The sequence below is a fragment of the Paenibacillus sp. MAHUQ-63 genome (assembly GCF_028765165.1).
GTDB lineage: Bacteria > Bacillota > Bacilli > Paenibacillales > NBRC-103111 > Paenibacillus_E.
Genome location: NZ_JARADB010000003.1, coordinates 101,286 through 117,587 on the forward strand (window position 1 = coordinate 101,286; position 16,302 = coordinate 117,587).

Genomic DNA, 16,302 nt, shown 5'->3' on the forward strand with positions numbered 1-16,302 from the left:
TGCCCGTGTTCACTCTGCCCCTTAACGCGGGTGAAACGATCCGGCTAGCGCCATCAACCTTCATAGCGGTTCACCTTCTAGCTCCAAGGCGAGTTCACAAGCTGCACCTGCCGGCTTCCACCCTTACACCGGCTCTCTGTAAGATGCTGTACATGTTACTAGTCCTCTTCCAAGCTTTGAAATCATCTAATTAGCTTTGATTATATGTAAAATAATGCCGTACTGTCAAGCGGCACCCGGCTTCCGCCTTATTTCTTCGCTATAAAGAAAGCCCGCTCCGTAAGCTCGGTCGGCTGCTCCCACGTAAAATCCGCAGCTATCCGGACTTCACGAAAGCCCGCTGCTCGCAGCATTTGCTCCAGCCAATCCAAGTCATATGCGCGCTGCTCATGCGATTCGTCGATGCGCCGGAACAAAGCCCTGTTCCCGCTCTCCTTCACAAAGATGGTCAGCTCATGCTGGATTTGTACGCGCTCCTCGTCAAGCTCGCTTGTCCAGATGTAGGCGACGTCATCTTCGTTCAAATAGAACGGCTGGGTCTCCGCGTAGGCGAACAGTTGTTGCGGCGTATGTACGTCAAAAAGGAACAAGCCGCCCGGTTTCAAGCCGGCGTACGTCTGCCGGAACGCATCCGCAATATCCTCTTCCTCCAGCAGATAGTTCAGGCTGTCGCAAAAGGAAATCGCCGCGTCGACAGGCTCGCCGAGCTCCCATTCCCGCAAATCCTGCTGCAGCCAGCGAATCGCTCCGCCGCGAGGCTGGGCGCTCTCCCCGGCTTTCTGCTCAGCAACTGCGAGCATGTCCTCGGACAAATCGATCCCCGTCATCTGGTAGCCCTCCGCTGCCAGTGGGATTGTCAAGTTCCCCGTACCGCAGCCAAGATCGACGATCGAAACCGGCTTCACGCCGAACTGCTCAAAGCTCTCCAGCACGAATCGAAGCCAGTCCTTGTATGGCATCGTATCCATTAACCGGTCATACGTATATGCAAATTGTTCGTAGCTCATTTTAACCGGGGTTCTCCTCTTTTTTCAGATAGGTCCAATCGTCCTCCTGATAAATGAGCCCGTCCTTCATCAGCTTGCCCAGAGCCCGCTTGAACGCCGACTTGCTGAGACCGAACTTCTCTTTGATAATGTCCGCAGAGGTCTTGTCCGAAAAAGGCATGGCATTGCCGGCTCTTTCCTGAAGTACGCTGAGAATTCGTTCGGCGTCCTCGTCCCGCCCCTTTTCCTTCGGCTGCCGCATCGACAGATTGACGCGGCCATCCTCTTCGCGGACATAAGCGACGCGCACATCGACCAGCTCGCCCATCCGCAGCAGCCTTGTCCGCTCCATCGGAGCAATGAGTCCGATCACGCCGAAGCCAAGAACTCCCGCCTCGCATACGACGAAGGTTCCCATTTGGAGCGGCCTGTACACGCGCGCTTTCACCCAGCGGTTGCTCCAGCTCGACGGAGCCCGCACGCATAGCGGAGCCAAATCCTCTTCCAGCGCGAGCTTCGCGATTAAGCGCCCCTGCCTGTCATGCGCCAATGTCGCAAACACCTTGTCCCCCACTTGGGGGCGCAGCTCTTCAAGCTCAGGTACGTTGCGGTATGGAAGCAGCAGATGGCGTCCGAGGCCCATCTCGAGAAAGTATCCGAATCTCGGATGAATATCGACGACTTCCAGCAAGCCGACCTCGCCCATCAACAGGTGCGGGCGTTTCATCGTCGCCATTAACCGGTCCTGCGTATCGTGGAACAGGAATGCTTCCACTTGGTCGCCGTCTTTAATTTTGCCTGCAATTTCCGCATACGGCAGCAGCACGTCCTGATAGCCGTCGCTCAGGTAATAGCCGTTCGGCGGAACTTCCCTCGCCACCTCAAGGGTCACGAGGGATCCTGCTTCCAGTCTCATACGCGCTCCACAACTTTGGCATCGGACCAAAGTCTTTCGATGTTATAATATTCGCGGTCATCGCGGTGGAATACGTGCAGAACCACATCTCCCAGATCGAGCAGAACCCATCTTGCCGTATCTACACCTTCATAGCCGCGGATCGGCACGCCGAGCTCATGCGCTTTCTTTCGGGCTTCTCCGGCAATCGCTTGTACTTGGGTTTCCGAATTTCCATGACAAATGACGAAATAGTCAGCGATTAGCGATACCCCTTGCAGATTGAGCGTAACAAGATCGTGCGCTTTTTTGTCCTCCGCCGCATCCACTACAAATGCCAAAATTTCCTCTGGGTTTTTAATCATTCAATCAACCTCCGCTAAATTATTCATTTAATTGTTGAAGCAAATCATTCCGCGTCAAGATCGTCAGCGGGTAAATGCGTTTTCCTTTTTCGATCAGGAATCGGATCGTCGAATCGAAGCCGATCACCAGCGCTTTCTCCAAAGAGCTTTCGGCCGCTTGACGAATGGACTCTACACCGGGAAATTCCCGGCTGGGTTCCATATAATCCGCCAGACATACGATTTTGTCCAGCAAAGTCATCTGCTCGCGGCCCGACGTATGGTACCGGATCGCATCCAAAATCTCTTCATCCGCAATTCCGAATTGCGTCTTCGCGATGAACGCTCCGGCGTGCGAGTGCCATAGTTCCTTGTCATAGTCCAGCAGATCTGGGGGCAGCCCGTTATCGCGGATAATCTTAGCTTGCTCCTGAACGGGCCAATACTTGCAATAGTCATGCAGAATTGCGGCAAGATCGGCTTTGACAGGATCTCCTCCGAACCGTTTGGCGAGAATGACGCTCGTTTCCATGACACCCAGCGTATGCAGCCAGCGCCGCTCAGGCATCTGCTCTTTCACCGCCGCAATAAGCTCTTCACGCTTCATACAGCCGGTTCACCTCCATGTAACCGTTCACGGCCTCCGGCACCAGATAGCGAACCGAACGCCGCCGCGACCGTTCCTCGCGGATCGCCGTTGACGAAATTTCCACAATCGTCATGGGAACAATCGTTACGCGATTCCGGATGTTTGCCGGCATATACGTCATATCCAGCTCGTAGCCCGGTCTGGCTAAACCGATAAAACGAATATGCCGCACGATGTCATCGATGCGATGCCACTGCGGCAAATATTGGACCATATCTGCACCTATGATATAAGCAAACTCCTTATCGGGATGCTCATTGCGCAGCAACTCAATCGTATCGATACTATAAGATACGCCGCCTTTGTTGATTTCGATATCAATCGGACGAAAAAAAGGATTCCCCTCCGCTGCGAGACAGACCATCTCCCAGCGCTGCAGGGTCGTCGCTTTCGGCGCATTCGCCTTATGCGGCGGCACGTTAGCCGGCATGAGCCATACTTCGTCCAGTCCCGCTTCCACCCTCGCCCGCTCCGCCGCGATCAAATGACCGGTATGGATCGGATCGAAGGTGCCTCCCATTATTCCGACAAGCATGCTTCCACCTCTTTAGCTCGGCAGTTCGATCTTCTTCTTGTCACGCGATTCTTTGTACAGCACGACGATTTTGCCGATGACCTGTACCAGCTCCGCGCCGGATTTCTCGGACAGCTCCGCTCCAACCTCAGCGCGGTCTTCCCCGCTGTTATTCAGAACTGTAATCTTGATCAGCTCCCGAACCTCCAACGCTTCTTGAATGTGACGAATCAAATGTTCGTTCACGCCGCCTTTGCCAACTTGAAAAATCGGATCTACATGATGCGCCAATGAGCGCAAATAACGTTTCTGTTTGCCTGTTAACATCGATGTCCCTCTATTCATTCTTATTCAGCTAACGACTGCTCTACCACCCGTCTCATCGCCTCAACGGGCGCAGGTGTGCCAGTCCAGTATTCGAAGGCATATGCCCCTTGATAAATAAACATGCCGAGTCCGCCATGAATGCGGGCGCCGACGGCCTCCGCTTCACGGAGAAAACGCGTAATGCGCGGGTTATAGATCAGATCGCTTACGAGATGATGCTTTCGAAGCAGCTCGACCGGCATCGGCAGCTCCTCGGTATGAGGGTGCATACCTGCGGAGGTCGTATTCAGCACGAACTGAACGTGATCCACGACGTCCGCCACCTCATCCAGCCCGAGTCCGACCGTCTTGGTATAAGTGCCGATCGTCTCGGCCAGCTCAAGCGCCCGTTCTTTGGTCCGGTTCGCGATGTAAATGCAGCCTGCGCCTTCTTTGGCCAGCGCATAGGCAACGCCTCTCGCCGCTCCTCCGGCACCTAGGACAAGCACATTCTTGCCCTTCAATTCGATACCTGTTTCCTCTTTGAGCGAGCGCACGTACCCGATGCCGTCGGTATTGTATCCGGTCAGCTTGCCGGCATCGTTCACAATCGTGTTCACAGCGCCTACGATGCGGGCGCCTTCGTCGATCTCGTCCAGGTACTGCATCACTTCCACTTTGTGGGGGATTGTTACGTTGATCCCCCGGTAGCCTAGAGCCCGAATCCCGCGAACGGCGTCGCCAAGCTCTTCGGGACGAACATGAAAAGCTGCGTAAACCGCATTCAAATCGGCTTCCTGAAAAGCGCGATTCAGCATGATCGGTGAACGGGAGTGCCGTATCGGATCCCCGAATACCCCATATAGAATCGTATGACTGTCAATCGCCCGGCTCTTCTCCATGGTTTCCTCTGGTCCCCCTATATCAATGACTCGCGTGTGATAACCTTAATCCCCTTCGGTGCGTGAACGGCAAGTTGAGCGCCGGCCACGGAATTCACCTTGATCCAGCCTAGACCGGAGATGAGCACATCCATCTGTTTCCCCTTCGGAATGTTCAGCACATGCTTCACAAGCGGCGGCAGCTCTGCCAGATCGTCCTCATTCGGCGGTGCCAGCATCACGCCCTTGTGTTCTTCATATAAGGCGTCCGCCCGCTCCAATTTCGTACGGTGAATTTGAATTGCATTGGAGATGTAGCAGGTGAACGACTGGTGCTCGCCTTTCATAAAATCAAACCGGGCTAAAGCGCCAAAAAACAGCGTCTGCGCCTCGTTTAATTGAAAGACGATCGGTTTGAGCGGCTTGTCCGGCATGATGCGGGAAAGATCGCGTTTCTTCACAACCTCGGTTAACCGGTGTTGGTGAACGATCCCCGGCGTATCGACGATAAACCGGCCATCATCGAGCGGGATTTTGACCAAATCCAGCGTCGTGCCCGGGTACTGGGACGTCGTCAGCTCAGCGTCAAGATCGCTGTAATCGCTGATCAAACGATTAATAAGGGTCGATTTCCCTACGTTCGTAGCACCGACGACATATACGTCCATATTGCCGCGGTATTCCTGTACGGCCGTAATGACGCGATCAAAGCCGATATTCTTCTTCGCGCTGCACAGCACGATATCGACGACTTTGAGATTCGCTTCTTTGGCTCGGCGCTGCACCCAATTGATGATTTTGTTGGCGTTCGTCACCTTCGGCAACAGGTCGATTTTGTTGACGACGAGCAGCACCGGATTCGTCCCGACGAACCGGGCAAGGCTGGAAATCATGCTGCCTTCGAAGTCGAAAATGTCCACAATCTTCACGACGAGCGCTTTGGTTTGGCCGACATGGCCGAGCAGCTTCAGGAAGTCGTCCTGCTGCAAGGTGATGCTCGAAGATTCATTATAGTGTTTGATCCTGTAGCACCGCTGGCAGATGACCGGTTCCTTCTGCAGCGCCGCTTCCGGGATAAAACCCAGCTTGCTTTTGTCTTCCGTTTGCAGCAGTACGCCGCATCCCGCACAATGATTAACGATTTCTGTACTCATGAAACCTCCTAATTCTTCATTCTGGCTGTCGCCCATTTCTCAATCCGACGGTTGATTCGTGTGAAAAACCCTTCGTCATTGATGGAAATCGGCTGTACCAGAATCGTGTAAAGCCCCATTCGATTGCCGCCAAGCACATCGGTTAACATTTGATCGCCTATGACCGCTGTTTGTCTTACGCTCGTACCAAGCAGCTTCATAGCTTTGTGAAAAGAAACGTTCGACGGTTTCTTGGCGCGGTGAATAAATGGAATGCCTAACGGCTCTGCAAAAGCGGAAACGCGTCCGTGATTGTTATTGGACACGATCACGACTTTGAAGCCCATCTTCTGCAATCGGTTCAACCACTCTATCAGCTCCGGGGTCGCATGCGGATCGCGCGCGCCGACAAGCGTATTATCGAGATCGGTAATGATACCGCGCACGCCAAAATCCCATAAATGATTGGCGTCAATATCATAGATCGTATGTACGGACTGTCTGGGTACAAGCTTATTCAGCAAACCATTTCCCTCCAACTGCTTCCTCGACATATACGAGAAACTATACCATAGTGACCCGATTGTTGCAAAAAGAAAAGAACATATTTTCCCACTATCCGCGGGTTGGAAGCGGCAGCCAATTCAGGACGTTTTGAATTTGGCGGTCCCAATATCCCCATTCATGCTCGCCGGGCCCTTCCTCATAAGTTAAGTCCAGTCCGATTTCCCGGCAGTAATCGCGGAACCGGAGATTATCTTCATATAAGAAATCCTCCGTGCCGCAGCATTGATATAGATCGGGTTTGGCATGAGGACTTGATGCGAGCTTCTGCGCCAAGTGAAATAAATCGTTGGCGCTGCCCTTGATTTGGTTGACATCGCCGTATATCAATTGGAAATCGCCCGGAAAGTTGAGCGCGCGGTGCGAAATATCGAGCGCACCCGACAAGCTTGCCGCAGCCGCGAATCTGTCCGGGTGCGTAAGCGCCAGTTTCATCGCGCCATAACCGCCCATCGACAATCCTGCCACGTAGTTCAATTCCCTCTCTTCTGCCAAAGGGAAGAAAGACCTGGCCAGCGCCGGCAGCTCTTCGCTAACGAAGGTCCAATATTTCGGTCCAGCCGCCATATCGGTGTAAAAGCTGCGGTTGACGGCCGGCATGACGACGGCGATGCCTAATTTGGCGGCATACCGCTCGATGGACGTGCGGCGCATCCAGATCGTATGATCGTCCGACAGGCCATGGAGTAAATAGAGGGTCGGATGCTTCTTGCCGAAGCTGGCCGAAGACATTCCGATTTGGGAATGAGCGGCTTGGGGCAGCAGAACGTACATGGATGCGGAAACGCCCAGTGTATCGGAATAAAAATGACAATCGATAAATGCCATACGAATAAGCTCCTCTCATAGGCAAAACCACCCCCCGGGAGGGGGAGTGGTTCTCAAATGCCTATTTCATTTGTTCTTTTAATTTGATAATCGATTGGCTAACCGCTTGATAATCGGCTTCCGTGGATGCCGCTTGACTGTATTTGGCCCGCTCGAACAGCTCGAGCACCGTCTCCAGCTCGTGCTTCATCCATTTGCTCTGATTAGCCCATCTGGCGGTGGCTTCGCGCATCGTTTCATGTTCAAGTCTCGTGTAGCCCTTGCGGCGGCTCATGCGCAGCAGCCTCTCGAACTCCACGATAATTTTCTGATTGAAGTTAACGGCTTTGAGCTTCCGGCGGGCTCTGAAGGCTTGCCAGTACGCGCCTTTGAAGAACAGCCATGCACCGGCGGCGATCGCTGCCGCTCCGGCTGCAGCACTAAACGTTATCCATAACCAGGTAAAGCTAGGAGCCGCTTCCGCTTCTTCCGGCAATGTAACCGGATCGCTCTCTGTCGACAGCTCTGAAGGAGGAGGCGTAACCTCCGGAAACACGTTCGGAAGGGAGAATCCGGACGTAGGCTCGAATGGAATCCAGCCGAAGCCTTCGAAATAGACTTCCACCCAGGAATGCGCATCGGAGTTGCGGACGGTGTACGTACCGGCGGCATCCTCATCGATATCTGCGCCCAACTGGCTCAGAATGCCGAAATCCCTGACTTCCTCCGAAACCGGCGAAGCGCCGGAGGAATAGCCTTTGACCCACCGGGTCGGCAGTCCGATGGAACGGCTAAGCACAGCCATTGACGTGGAGTAGTAATCGCAATAGCCCTGTTTCACTTCGAACAGGAAACGGTCCACGAAGTCCTTGCTTTTCCCTTTGGACTCGTCCGGGGTGTTCGTATAAGGGTAGGTTTCGGACAAATAGGTCTCGATCAGCTTCGCCTTATCGTACGCGTTGGTCGCAGACTTCGTAATGTCGGCGGCCAGCTGCTTGACGCGCGCCGGCAAATCCGCAGGCACTTGCAAATATTCGGCCCATTCCGGTTTATTCGCATAGTCGACATTCACTTCGCGCAACTTGGCAACGCCCAGAATCGGCTCCTGCGTAACAATGGCGTACTCCTTCGGGTAGTTCGTCCGACCCGAGTAGCGAAGCTCGGATTGACGAGGCGACCACAGAATGCGCTGGAACTGATTCTCACCCTGATTCACTTCCACGAGCCGCTGGATGGCGTAACCGCCGAACAGAACCGGGAACGTTTCATCCCTTTCCATCACGATCGTTTGTGTGACTTCTTTCGTCTCGAGCTGCGAGGTATCGAATCTCGGGTCAAGCGGCAGCACATTCAGGTTCACCCGATTGAGCGGCATTCTTCTCTCGTTAGCGCTGGGTTCCCAGCCTTTCCCGTTGTATTGCGCCCGCGTTTCGCCGCGGAAATACGTTCGTTTGCTCGTTTCGACCGTCATGACAGGGGTATAGTCGAATTGGAATCCCCCGCCGAGCGTACTGTCATCCCGGCTGTATCCGGAGGAGGAGTCGGCGGCTGACGCCGTAACGCTGACGCCTTTGCCTAGAAGGGGAACAGGCTCCCCCCGGCTTACCTTCCATGCCGTGTAAGGATCCGTCAGCACAGGGTCTACGGTCGGCGCCAGGAAGCCGACAATCCCGATGACACTGACAATAAGCGCTACAGGCAGAAGCAGCGAAGACGGGTAATCGGTGATCGTTTCCCAGATGACGGGAGCCCGCTTTTTCAATTTGGCGAAATGCCGAACGATTAGCAGAGAGAATCCGCAGAAGATGACCATGGCGACTTGCGGCCATAGAAATATCGCGCTGAAGGAGTCGCGGATGGAAAAAAACAGAATGCTGACGGTAATCAGGACAAAAATACGCAGCCTGGATTTGACCGACCACATGGCGAACAAGTAGATGACCCATGCCGTTAGACTGAACCAAATATACGGCTCGAGCTGTCCGGCATTGAGAGCGATCCATCGCAGCGCCGTTTTCCATGAGGTTACATGCAGTGTGACGAAGTGGTACCCCATGCCCACGGCATGGATCCCGACGATCAGAATGAACTGAATGAAGGAACGCCACACGCTGCGAATATGAGGCAGCATGTAAGTCGCCGCCACGATGCCCAGCGTTCCGGTGACGTAGGCGACCGTTTCCGGCAGCCACATACCGTCTTCTTTGGTAATCCAAATAACGAATTGATAGAGATAAATCCCGGTCAAGATGGCGCAAAGCCGCTGCTCCCAGTCGGTCAGCACGATTCTTCTCCATAGTGTGTTAAGCATAACGTTTCGCCCCTCCCAACAGGTTAGGCAAGTCCGTTAATTGGCTGACCTCATACCCCATGTAGCCTTGCGAGCGAATAGCCTTCACCCAGTCGTCCTTCGCCTGCTCCTGCTCCGTGCCCTGCATCTTGAAAGCTTGTGACGGTGCCGCATCCGCATGAACCCATATATGGCACGGATTCATCTGGAGATGCTCCAATTGAGTAAGCACCTGCATCATAGCGGAGCCTTTCTGCGGAGAAATCAGGACAAAGAAGCAGCCGGCCGGCAACTCCCGGGAATGCTCTTTCAAGATCTGGTGCAGCGAATGGAAACCGTCTGCTTCCACGCCAACCAGATGCTTCAGAATGTGCTTATGGTGATTCTGGCTTTGCTTCGGCTCGAAATAGGTGGACTCCTTGCCGATGGACAGCAGTCCGAGCGCTAGCTCCCGGCCCGATCCGTACCGGAATAACGACGCCGCAATCGAGACCGCCAATTCGAATTCGGCTGCATCCCCGTATGCGCGTGCTGTCCGGTCCAGTAGAATAATCGTTTTGGGCAGCGATTCCCGCTCGAACTCTTTGGACTTCCACGTTCCCGTCTTCGCCGTCGCGTTCCAGTGAATCCGGGATAACCGGTCGCCGTAGATGTATTCACGGACGCCATTAATTTGCGTAGTCTCCCGGTGAGCCCTCGTCGTCGTAGAATGATGCTGCATGCCTTTGAGCATCTGGTGGAATTGCGCCCACTCGCGGATCGCCACCGTTTGCGGATAGACCGTTATCGACTGCTGCAGCTCCATACGGCCCTTATGTTGAAAGAACCCGAAAATATCCTCTGTCAGACACTCCGTCGTTCCGAACCGGTAATACCCGCGTCTCAGCGGCGGCGTGCTGTACACCATCTCGCCTCTTCGCTTCCAATCCGGAATGAGCGAGCCTTCGAAAATCGTCGCTTCTCCGCTCTGGCGGATGAGCTGATCCTTAATCATCATGTAGGGAATCGGCCAGAAGCCCGGAATCTGCACGTTGATCGCGATCTGCAGCGATTGTCCCGCTTCCGCCCCTGCATCCTGCGCCAAATTCGTCAGCTTGCGGGCGCCTTGGGTCCGCTTGATCCCGCTCCAATTCCCCGAGAGGAGATAGATGGACAACAGAGCGATAATAATAAAAAGCATGGAGGCCAGCTTCCCGCCTTGAAACAGCAGGAAAAGCAAGCTGGCCATAAAACATGAAATCAGAACCCATAGCGGAGCCGGAAGCCGGGGGCGTTCCCCGAATCGTCGAAATACCGGTCGGTTCATAGGCTCACTTCTCCAATCGGACCGGCACGCGCACTTGTTCGAAGATCGATCCGAGTACGGATTGGACCGAAGCCCCGTCCATGCGCGCCTCGGAGTGTAGAATCATCCGGTGACCTAATACGTAAGGCGCTAAATATTTGATGTCATCCGGGATGACGTAATCTCTGCCTTTCAAGAATGCATAGCCTTTGGAGGCTAGTACGAGAGACAGCGTGGCCCGCGGACTTGCTCCGAGGAAGACGGCGGCATGCTCCCGCGTACGTCTGGAAATATGGACGAGATAGTCCGAAACGGCATCGTCTATATGCACCTTGCGAACCTGCTCCTGCAGGTCGAGTACGGTGGAGGTATCGATGACCGCATGCAGCGATTCCATCGGATGCGCTTGGCTCTGGGAGGCGATCATCTGCTTCTCGGCGGTTTCGTTCGGATAGCCCAGGCTCAGCTTGATCATGAACCGGTCCAGCTGTGCTTCCGGCAGGATATAAGTGCCTTCGAAATCGATCGGGTTCTGCGTGGCCAGCATGAGGAAAGGCGAAGGCAATTCATGGATGTCGCCGTCGACTGTAATATGCTGCTCTTCCATAGCTTCCAGCAGAGCGGATTGCGTCTTGGTCGTCGCCCGGTTGATTTCGTCGACCAGTAAAATGTTCGTCATGATCGGACCGGAGCGGAACAGGAACTTCTCTTCTTTGGGATGATATATAGAAACACCGGTAATATCGGAGGGTAATAAGTCCGGATTGCACTGAATGCGGCGGAATTGGCCGTCGATCGAGCGGGCGAGCGCTTTGATCAGCACGGTTTTGCCGGTGCCGGGCACGTCTTCGAGCAAAACATGTCCGCCGGCCAGCATCGCAGTCAGCAATAATTCGATTTCGGCGCTTTTGCCAAGAATGCATGATTCCAAGTTCGCTTTGAGTCTTGCTAAAACTTCTACGTGATGTTGGGTGGCAGTTTCCATGTCCTAATCCTCCTTAGAGTTTTCGTAAGAAGACTTACTCCGTAAGCCGCTGCTGATGAATGGGTTGGAGCTGGCAGGCTGCGGCTGATTCTCGTAAGCGATTGCTGCATGAATGAATAAAAAAACGAGGTGGCGGGTCCTGCCATCGGGCAAAAAAACGCCGATATGAGCGTAATCCCCAATTTCGCGGAAAAAAGTGCATAAATCCAGTTTACAGTAAAGTTTTTCGCTCGTATACTTGTAATTCCTCTAAATTTATTTGTTAAAATTAACCATGTGAAATGTCTGCGCGGAATTACTCGCCTTGAGGAAGACTCCGCGGCGTGCTAACGGACACCACAGCCGTTAATTGACGCGCAATCGCCGCGTCTTAAAGCTAACGGACACACGCGTGCTTATTTGGCGATTTTGAGCGAAATCACGCTCGAATTCGCCAAATAGCTGCGCTGGTGTCCGTTAGCTCGGCAATTCGGCCCGAAACGGCCGAATAAGCGCATCTGTGTCCGTTAGCCGGCCACTTGGCGGCGGCGAGGCCGGTGCCGGCGCCAGTATCGAGGCCGATGTCGCGGAGATCGCACCGTGCTGCGGCTAACGGACACCGCGGCCGTTATTGACGCGCTGGCCGCCGCGGATTAAAGCTAACGGACACACGCGTGCTTATTTGGCGATTTTGAGCGAAATCAGGCTCGAATTCGCCAAATAGCTGCGCTGGTGTCCGTTAGCTCGGCAATTCGACCCGAAACGGCCGAATAAGCGCATCTGTGTCCGTTAGCCGGCCACTTGGCGGCGGCGAGGCCGGTGCCGGCGCCGGTATCGAGGCCGATGTCGCGGAGATCGCACCGTGCTGCGGCTAACGGACACCACAGCCGTTAATTGACGCGCAATCACCGCGTCTTAAAGCTAACGGACACACGCGTGCTTATTTGGCGATTTTGAGCGAAATCACGCTCGAATTCGCCAAATAGCTGCGCTGGTGTCCGTTAGCTCGGCAATTCGGCCCGAAACGGCCGAATAAGCGCATCTGTGTCCGTTAGCCGGCCACGTGGTGCCGGCGCCGCCGATGCCGATGCCGTTGCCCTTGCCGTTGCCGACCGCCGATCCTGCAACGGCGCACAAAAAAAGATGTCCCAAGCCATTTACATGACTTATGGACATCCTTTATATCCGAATACTGCCGCTCAGCCTTTCGGTTTCACGAATACGGCCGCGATAAACGAGAAAATAATCGCCGCGGATATACCCGCGCTCGTCACTTTAAATATACCGGTGATGATACCGATATAGCCTTCCTTATGCAGCTCCTCGAGTGCCCCGTGCACAAGCGCGTTGCCGAAGCTCGTAATCGGAACGGTCGCACCCGCGCCCGCGAATTCGATGAACGGATCATACAAGTTCAAACCGTCGGCGATAGCGCCCAGAACGACGAGCGTGCTCATCGTGTGCGCCGGCGTCAGCTTGCCGAGATCCATCAGCAGCTGCCCGAATACACAGATGGCACCGCCGATGACAAAAGCCCAAAAAAAGTTCATGCGTACAACCCTCCTGACTCAATAGCAACCGCATGAGCGATACACGGAATGCTTTCCCCTTGCTGGAACGAAAGCGGAGAAAGCAGAGCGCCTGTCGCAACGACCAGGATCCGCTTCAGTTCCCCCTTCTTCATACGTTTGAGCAGATGACCGTATGTAACGGTGGCCGAGCAGCCGCAGCCGCTCCCCCCCGCTTGCACATGCTGCTTGTCCCGGTGGTAGATCATCAGCCCGCAATCATCATACGTCGTCTGTTCGATCGGGACGTGATGCTTGTGAAACAGCTCGCGGGCGATCTCGGACCCTACGGCGGCGAGATCCCCGGTTACGATCAGGTCATAATACCCCGGCTCGCGTCCCGTGTCGCGGAAGTGGGCCTGAATCGTATCGACTGCGGCAGGCGCCATAGCGGCGCCCATATTGAACGGATCGGTAATCCCCATGTCCACGATCCGCCCGATGGTGGCGCCGGTGATGACGGGGCCGTCTCCGCTCTTGCCGAGCACGGCGACTCCCGCCCCGGTCACCGTATACTGCGCCGTCGGCGGCTTCTGTGAGCCGTACTCCGTCGGGTAGCGGAACTGCTTCTCGGCGGTGCAGTTATGGCTGCACGTGCCGGCCATCGCGTAGTTGGCCGCCCCGGAATCCAGCAGCTGCGCGGCGATCGCGAGCCCCTCCATCGACGTCGAGCAGGCGCCGAAGATGCCAAGATACGGCATGCCCAATGTGCGTGCGGCGAATGTGTTGGAGATAATCTGATTCATCAGATCGCCCCCGATGTAGAACTGAATTTGTCCGCCGGTGAGTCCGGCATGATCGAGCGCTTGCTGCGCGGCTTCTTCCAGCAGCGCTTTCTCCGCTTTTTCCCACGTTTTCTGGCCGATAGTCAGATCTCCGTGCACGATATCGAAATCTTCCGCGATAGGCCCCTTGCCTTCATCGGGTCCGACAACCGTGCCTGTCGAGAGAATGACCGGCCGATTCTCGAATATCCAGCTCTGATGCCCCTTCAACATATGGTCAACCCCCACCCTTGATAATAAGATGCAAAAGGCCGACAACGAAAGCAGCCACGGTGCCGTACACAATTACCGATCCCGCCAATTTGAACATGTTGCCGCCGACCCCCAGCACAAGCCCCTCCGCCCTGTGCTCGATGGCCGCGGAGCAGAGCGAGTTGGCAAAGCCCGTGACGGGTACCGAGGATCCTGCTCCCGCCCATTGGGCCATTTTGTCGTAGATGCCGAAGCTCGTCAGGATGACGGAAATGATAATCAGGCAAGCAACCGTTGGATTGCCCGCCGTTTTTTCCGTAAAGCCGAAATAGTTGATAAAAATTTGCATGAAGCATTCACCGATCAAGCAGATCGTGCCTCCAACGAGAAAAGCCCGCAAGCAATTTTTCAATACCGGCCGCTTCGGCTCGATCCGTTTCGCTAGATCCTGATACTCCTGCTGCGTCATGGTCAGATTTTTCTTTTTATTGTTGGCCATACGTTCCCTCCTGGATATTCCGTACTCTTACGATCTCAACAAGACATGAAGATCTTGAATCACCTTCGTCAGCCTTTCGGAGCAATTTTCATACATCAGCTTGGCCTCGGGATGCTCCGTCGTCAAAGAAAAAAGTTCTAGATCGGCTTCGCATTTCTTCAACATGGCCAACAGCGCCGGACGCTCGGCAGGCCCAGGCACTTGCAATTTATCGTCGTACAGGTCGACGGTCAATTCACCGTGCGTATTCACTTGACCAAGAAAAACATTTTCTTTCGTTACTCCTAGCTTATCCAGTTCCGCTTGCAGCCATCCGACTCCTTTGCCAGCCTCAGCCAGCGGCTCTTCCTGTATGACACCGTCCATAATGACGGTTTGGGTCGGCTTCTCCTGAACCAGCTTCATCCCCAGATGCTTTGGCGTTAACGGCTGCAGTTCACTCTTCAGCAGAACGCTTAAGTCGCCGCTGGACTCCAGCATCGCGAACTCGACATCCGCTACCCGGAATACGCTTTTGGTTCGCAGCTGCTCCAGAAGCTCGTCTCCCGTATATCTTTCTTTTTTCAAATTATCCTCAAGCACTTTGCCGTCTTTGATCAACACCGTGCCCTTGCCCTCAAACCAGTTGCGCAGCGTCTTGCTTTTGAGCGTCAACAATTCCAAAAAGAAAGGGAGCAGACACCAAACCAATATAGCGATGATGCCATGCCAAAAATTGCTTTCTACGTCCGTAGAGATGACTCCCGCCAAATCCCCTAATGTAATTCCGATGACATATTCGAAAAATGTCAGCTGCGAAATTTGCTTCTTCCCGAGAATCCGCGTCATTACAAAAAGAATGACTAGTGAGCTGAACGCTCTGATAACGATATGCAACCAATCCGCCACAATCGTTCCACGCTCCTTCCTAAAGCTCTAAACAAAAACATTATGCACAAAAGAAGAGCCTGCTATCACCTCTGTCTTGATGGATTAAATTGTCAATAATGACTACGGAAAGTCGGGGTATATTAATGAGCGCAAACAAATGAAATCATCCTAAACAATTTGCTTGCAATCCCAATCCATGACGAAGAGGTGCCGAGATGACTGTAGCTTCCCAAGTAAAAACGACGTTAGCCTCCTTGAAAAGCGCACAAGCAAGCCTTGAAACATTCGCTTTGAGCACGCAAAATCAGGAGGCCAAGCAGCTTTATGAAACGGCTGCAATGGCTGCGCAAGATATCGTCAACCAAGTCGCTTCCCGCGTACAGCAATTGGAGAATGAAGAACCGCAGTACAAAGGCTTCTAATTCACTCCGATTGGCGGGCAAGCCAAAAACAGCCCTTAACGACAGAAGTCGTTAAGGGCTGTTCACATTGGGATTAATATAACATCAAAAGGATGACTGCAAGCAATACGAAAAGTACCAAAACAAACAAAATCAATCGATCTTCCTGCTCCATAAGAGCCGCCCTCGTTTCGAATGAAATATCCTTTATTGCAACGGCTGGCCGGATGCTTTCCGCAGCTCGTTGGCCAAGCGGTGAAATTCTTCTCTTGCTTGCGGGTCTTCCGTAGCCATATACGCCGCAGACAAGAAGGCAATGATTTTATTCGCGTCTTCCGCACTCAACACTGCTGTGTCCCCTCCTTACAT

General features: G+C 53.9%; 20 protein-coding genes and 1 other annotated feature (1 of these 21 cut by a window edge). Of the genes, 1 reads left to right on the forward strand and 19 read right to left on the reverse strand.

The window, feature by feature from the left end:
* Positions 1-181: a binding site (T-box leader), on the reverse strand; it reaches 58 nt to the left of the window's first position.
* Between the two features lie 67 nt (positions 182-248).
* The 18 genes from PUT07_RS16810 to PUT07_RS16895 all read right to left on the reverse strand — a co-directional run bounded on the left by PUT07_RS16810 (position 249) and on the right by PUT07_RS16895 (position 15,550).
* Positions 249-1,007, reverse strand: coding sequence for a class I SAM-dependent DNA methyltransferase (locus PUT07_RS16810; RefSeq protein ID WP_274469446.1), 759 nt, complete (start codon positions 1,005-1,007; stop codon positions 249-251).
* 1 nt (position 1,008) lies between these two features.
* The gene (locus PUT07_RS16815) at positions 1,009-1,902 is read right to left on the reverse strand and encodes a CvfB family protein (RefSeq protein ID WP_274469447.1); all 894 of its coding nucleotides are present in this window, start codon (positions 1,900-1,902) and stop codon (positions 1,009-1,011) included.
* The gene (gene rsfS, locus PUT07_RS16820; RefSeq protein WP_274469448.1) at positions 1,899-2,246 is read right to left on the reverse strand and encodes a ribosome silencing factor; all 348 of its coding nucleotides are present in this window, start codon (positions 2,244-2,246) and stop codon (positions 1,899-1,901) included. Before rsfS ends, PUT07_RS16815 begins: the two co-directional genes overlap by 4 nt.
* Before the next feature lie 19 nt (positions 2,247-2,265).
* The gene (yqeK, locus tag PUT07_RS16825) at positions 2,266-2,832 is read right to left on the reverse strand and encodes a bis(5'-nucleosyl)-tetraphosphatase (symmetrical) YqeK (RefSeq protein ID WP_274469449.1); all 567 of its coding nucleotides are present in this window, start codon (positions 2,830-2,832) and stop codon (positions 2,266-2,268) included.
* Positions 2,822-3,409, reverse strand: a complete 588-nt coding sequence (locus PUT07_RS16830; protein WP_274469450.1) for a nicotinate-nucleotide adenylyltransferase — start codon at positions 3,407-3,409, stop codon at positions 2,822-2,824. Before PUT07_RS16830 ends, yqeK begins: the two co-directional genes overlap by 11 nt.
* 12 nt (positions 3,410-3,421) lie before the next feature.
* The gene (gene yhbY / locus PUT07_RS16835) at positions 3,422-3,715 is read right to left on the reverse strand and encodes a ribosome assembly RNA-binding protein YhbY (protein WP_274469451.1); all 294 of its coding nucleotides are present in this window, start codon (positions 3,713-3,715) and stop codon (positions 3,422-3,424) included.
* 20 nt (positions 3,716-3,735) lie between these two features.
* Complete coding sequence (gene aroE / locus PUT07_RS16840) at positions 3,736-4,596, reverse strand: shikimate dehydrogenase (RefSeq protein ID WP_274469452.1); 861 nt, start codon at positions 4,594-4,596, stop codon at positions 3,736-3,738.
* 17 nt (positions 4,597-4,613) lie between these two features.
* The gene (gene yqeH, locus PUT07_RS16845; RefSeq protein WP_274469453.1) at positions 4,614-5,729 is read right to left on the reverse strand and encodes a ribosome biogenesis GTPase YqeH; all 1,116 of its coding nucleotides are present in this window, start codon (positions 5,727-5,729) and stop codon (positions 4,614-4,616) included.
* Positions 5,730-5,737: 8 nt separating this feature from the next.
* Complete coding sequence (locus PUT07_RS16850; RefSeq protein ID WP_274469454.1) at positions 5,738-6,232, reverse strand: YqeG family HAD IIIA-type phosphatase; 495 nt, start codon at positions 6,230-6,232, stop codon at positions 5,738-5,740.
* A gap of 91 nt (positions 6,233-6,323) precedes the next feature.
* The gene (locus tag PUT07_RS16855) at positions 6,324-7,100 is read right to left on the reverse strand and encodes an alpha/beta hydrolase (protein ID WP_274469455.1); all 777 of its coding nucleotides are present in this window, start codon (positions 7,098-7,100) and stop codon (positions 6,324-6,326) included.
* A 61-nt stretch (positions 7,101-7,161) separates the two neighbouring features.
* The gene (locus PUT07_RS16860) at positions 7,162-9,390 is read right to left on the reverse strand and encodes a transglutaminase TgpA family protein (protein ID WP_274469456.1); all 2,229 of its coding nucleotides are present in this window, start codon (positions 9,388-9,390) and stop codon (positions 7,162-7,164) included.
* Positions 9,383-10,675 carry a DUF58 domain-containing protein gene (locus PUT07_RS16865; protein WP_274469457.1) on the reverse strand — a complete coding sequence of 431 codons (1,293 nt, stop codon included), beginning with the start codon at positions 10,673-10,675 and terminating at the stop codon, positions 9,383-9,385. Before PUT07_RS16865 ends, PUT07_RS16860 begins: the two co-directional genes overlap by 8 nt.
* 4 nt (positions 10,676-10,679) lie before the next feature.
* Positions 10,680-11,639 (reverse strand): AAA family ATPase, encoded by a 960-nt coding sequence (locus PUT07_RS16870; protein ID WP_274469458.1) that lies wholly within the window; start codon positions 11,637-11,639, stop codon positions 10,680-10,682.
* A 942-nt stretch (positions 11,640-12,581) separates the two neighbouring features.
* Positions 12,582-12,794, reverse strand: coding sequence for a hypothetical protein (locus PUT07_RS16875; RefSeq protein WP_274469459.1), 213 nt, complete (start codon positions 12,792-12,794; stop codon positions 12,582-12,584).
* Between the two features lie 23 nt (positions 12,795-12,817).
* A complete protein-coding gene (gene spoVAE / locus PUT07_RS16880; protein ID WP_274469460.1) occupies positions 12,818-13,168 on the reverse strand; it encodes a stage V sporulation protein AE in 351 nt (116 codons plus the stop codon).
* Positions 13,165-14,184, reverse strand: a complete 1,020-nt coding sequence (gene spoVAD / locus PUT07_RS16885; protein WP_274469462.1) for a stage V sporulation protein AD — start codon at positions 14,182-14,184, stop codon at positions 13,165-13,167. Before spoVAD ends, spoVAE begins: the two co-directional genes overlap by 4 nt.
* A gap of 4 nt (positions 14,185-14,188) precedes the next feature.
* The gene (gene spoVAC / locus PUT07_RS16890) at positions 14,189-14,662 is read right to left on the reverse strand and encodes a stage V sporulation protein AC (protein WP_274469463.1); all 474 of its coding nucleotides are present in this window, start codon (positions 14,660-14,662) and stop codon (positions 14,189-14,191) included.
* A gap of 27 nt (positions 14,663-14,689) precedes the next feature.
* Positions 14,690-15,550, reverse strand: a complete 861-nt coding sequence (locus tag PUT07_RS16895) for a DUF421 domain-containing protein (RefSeq protein WP_274469465.1) — start codon at positions 15,548-15,550, stop codon at positions 14,690-14,692.
* Positions 15,551-15,747: 197 nt separating this feature from the next.
* Here PUT07_RS16895 and PUT07_RS16900 point away from each other — a divergent pair, with 197 nt between their 5' ends.
* On the forward strand, positions 15,748-15,954 hold the full coding sequence (locus tag PUT07_RS16900; RefSeq protein ID WP_274469466.1) for a DUF1657 domain-containing protein: 207 nt from the start codon (positions 15,748-15,750) through the stop codon (positions 15,952-15,954).
* Between the two features lie 186 nt (positions 15,955-16,140).
* Here the strand turns inward: PUT07_RS16900 and PUT07_RS16905 are convergent, their stop codons facing one another.
* A complete protein-coding gene (locus PUT07_RS16905; RefSeq protein ID WP_274469467.1) occupies positions 16,141-16,281 on the reverse strand; it encodes an N-acetylmuramoyl-L-alanine amidase in 141 nt (46 codons plus the stop codon).
* Between the last annotated feature and the right edge of the window lie 21 nt (positions 16,282-16,302).

Bases quoted from the DNA above. Each gene is read 5' to 3' on its own strand.
- PUT07_RS16810 (WP_274469446.1), bottom strand. From the start codon at position 1,007: ATGAGCTACGAACAATTTGCATATACGTATGACCGGTTAATGGATACG.
- PUT07_RS16815 (WP_274469447.1), bottom strand. From the start codon at position 1,902: ATGAGACTGGAAGCAGGATCCCTCGTGACCCTTGAGGTGGCGAGGGAA.
- rsfS (WP_274469448.1), bottom strand. From the start codon at position 2,246: ATGATTAAAAACCCAGAGGAAATTTTGGCATTTGTAGTGGATGCGGCG.
- yqeK (WP_274469449.1), bottom strand. From the start codon at position 2,832: ATGAAGCGTGAAGAGCTTATTGCGGCGGTGAAAGAGCAGATGCCTGAG.
- PUT07_RS16830 (WP_274469450.1), bottom strand. From the start codon at position 3,409: ATGCTTGTCGGAATAATGGGAGGCACCTTCGATCCGATCCATACCGGT.
- yhbY (WP_274469451.1), bottom strand. From the start codon at position 3,715: ATGTTAACAGGCAAACAGAAACGTTATTTGCGCTCATTGGCGCATCAT.
- aroE (WP_274469452.1), bottom strand. From the start codon at position 4,596: ATGGAGAAGAGCCGGGCGATTGACAGTCATACGATTCTATATGGGGTA.
- yqeH (WP_274469453.1), bottom strand. From the start codon at position 5,729: ATGAGTACAGAAATCGTTAATCATTGTGCGGGATGCGGCGTACTGCTG.
- PUT07_RS16855 (WP_274469455.1), bottom strand. From the start codon at position 7,100: ATGGCATTTATCGATTGTCATTTTTATTCCGATACACTGGGCGTTTCC.
- PUT07_RS16860 (WP_274469456.1), bottom strand. From the start codon at position 9,390: ATGCTTAACACACTATGGAGAAGAATCGTGCTGACCGACTGGGAGCAG.
- PUT07_RS16865 (WP_274469457.1), bottom strand. From the start codon at position 10,675: ATGAACCGACCGGTATTTCGACGATTCGGGGAACGCCCCCGGCTTCCG.
- PUT07_RS16870 (WP_274469458.1), bottom strand. From the start codon at position 11,639: ATGGAAACTGCCACCCAACATCACGTAGAAGTTTTAGCAAGACTCAAA.
- PUT07_RS16875 (WP_274469459.1), bottom strand. From the start codon at position 12,794: ATGTCCATAAGTCATGTAAATGGCTTGGGACATCTTTTTTTGTGCGCC.
- spoVAE (WP_274469460.1), bottom strand. From the start codon at position 13,168: ATGAACTTTTTTTGGGCTTTTGTCATCGGCGGTGCCATCTGTGTATTC.
- spoVAD (WP_274469462.1), bottom strand. From the start codon at position 14,184: ATGTTGAAGGGGCATCAGAGCTGGATATTCGAGAATCGGCCGGTCATT.
- spoVAC (WP_274469463.1), bottom strand. From the start codon at position 14,662: ATGGCCAACAATAAAAAGAAAAATCTGACCATGACGCAGCAGGAGTAT.
- PUT07_RS16900 (WP_274469466.1), top strand. From the start codon at position 15,748: ATGACTGTAGCTTCCCAAGTAAAAACGACGTTAGCCTCCTTGAAAAGC.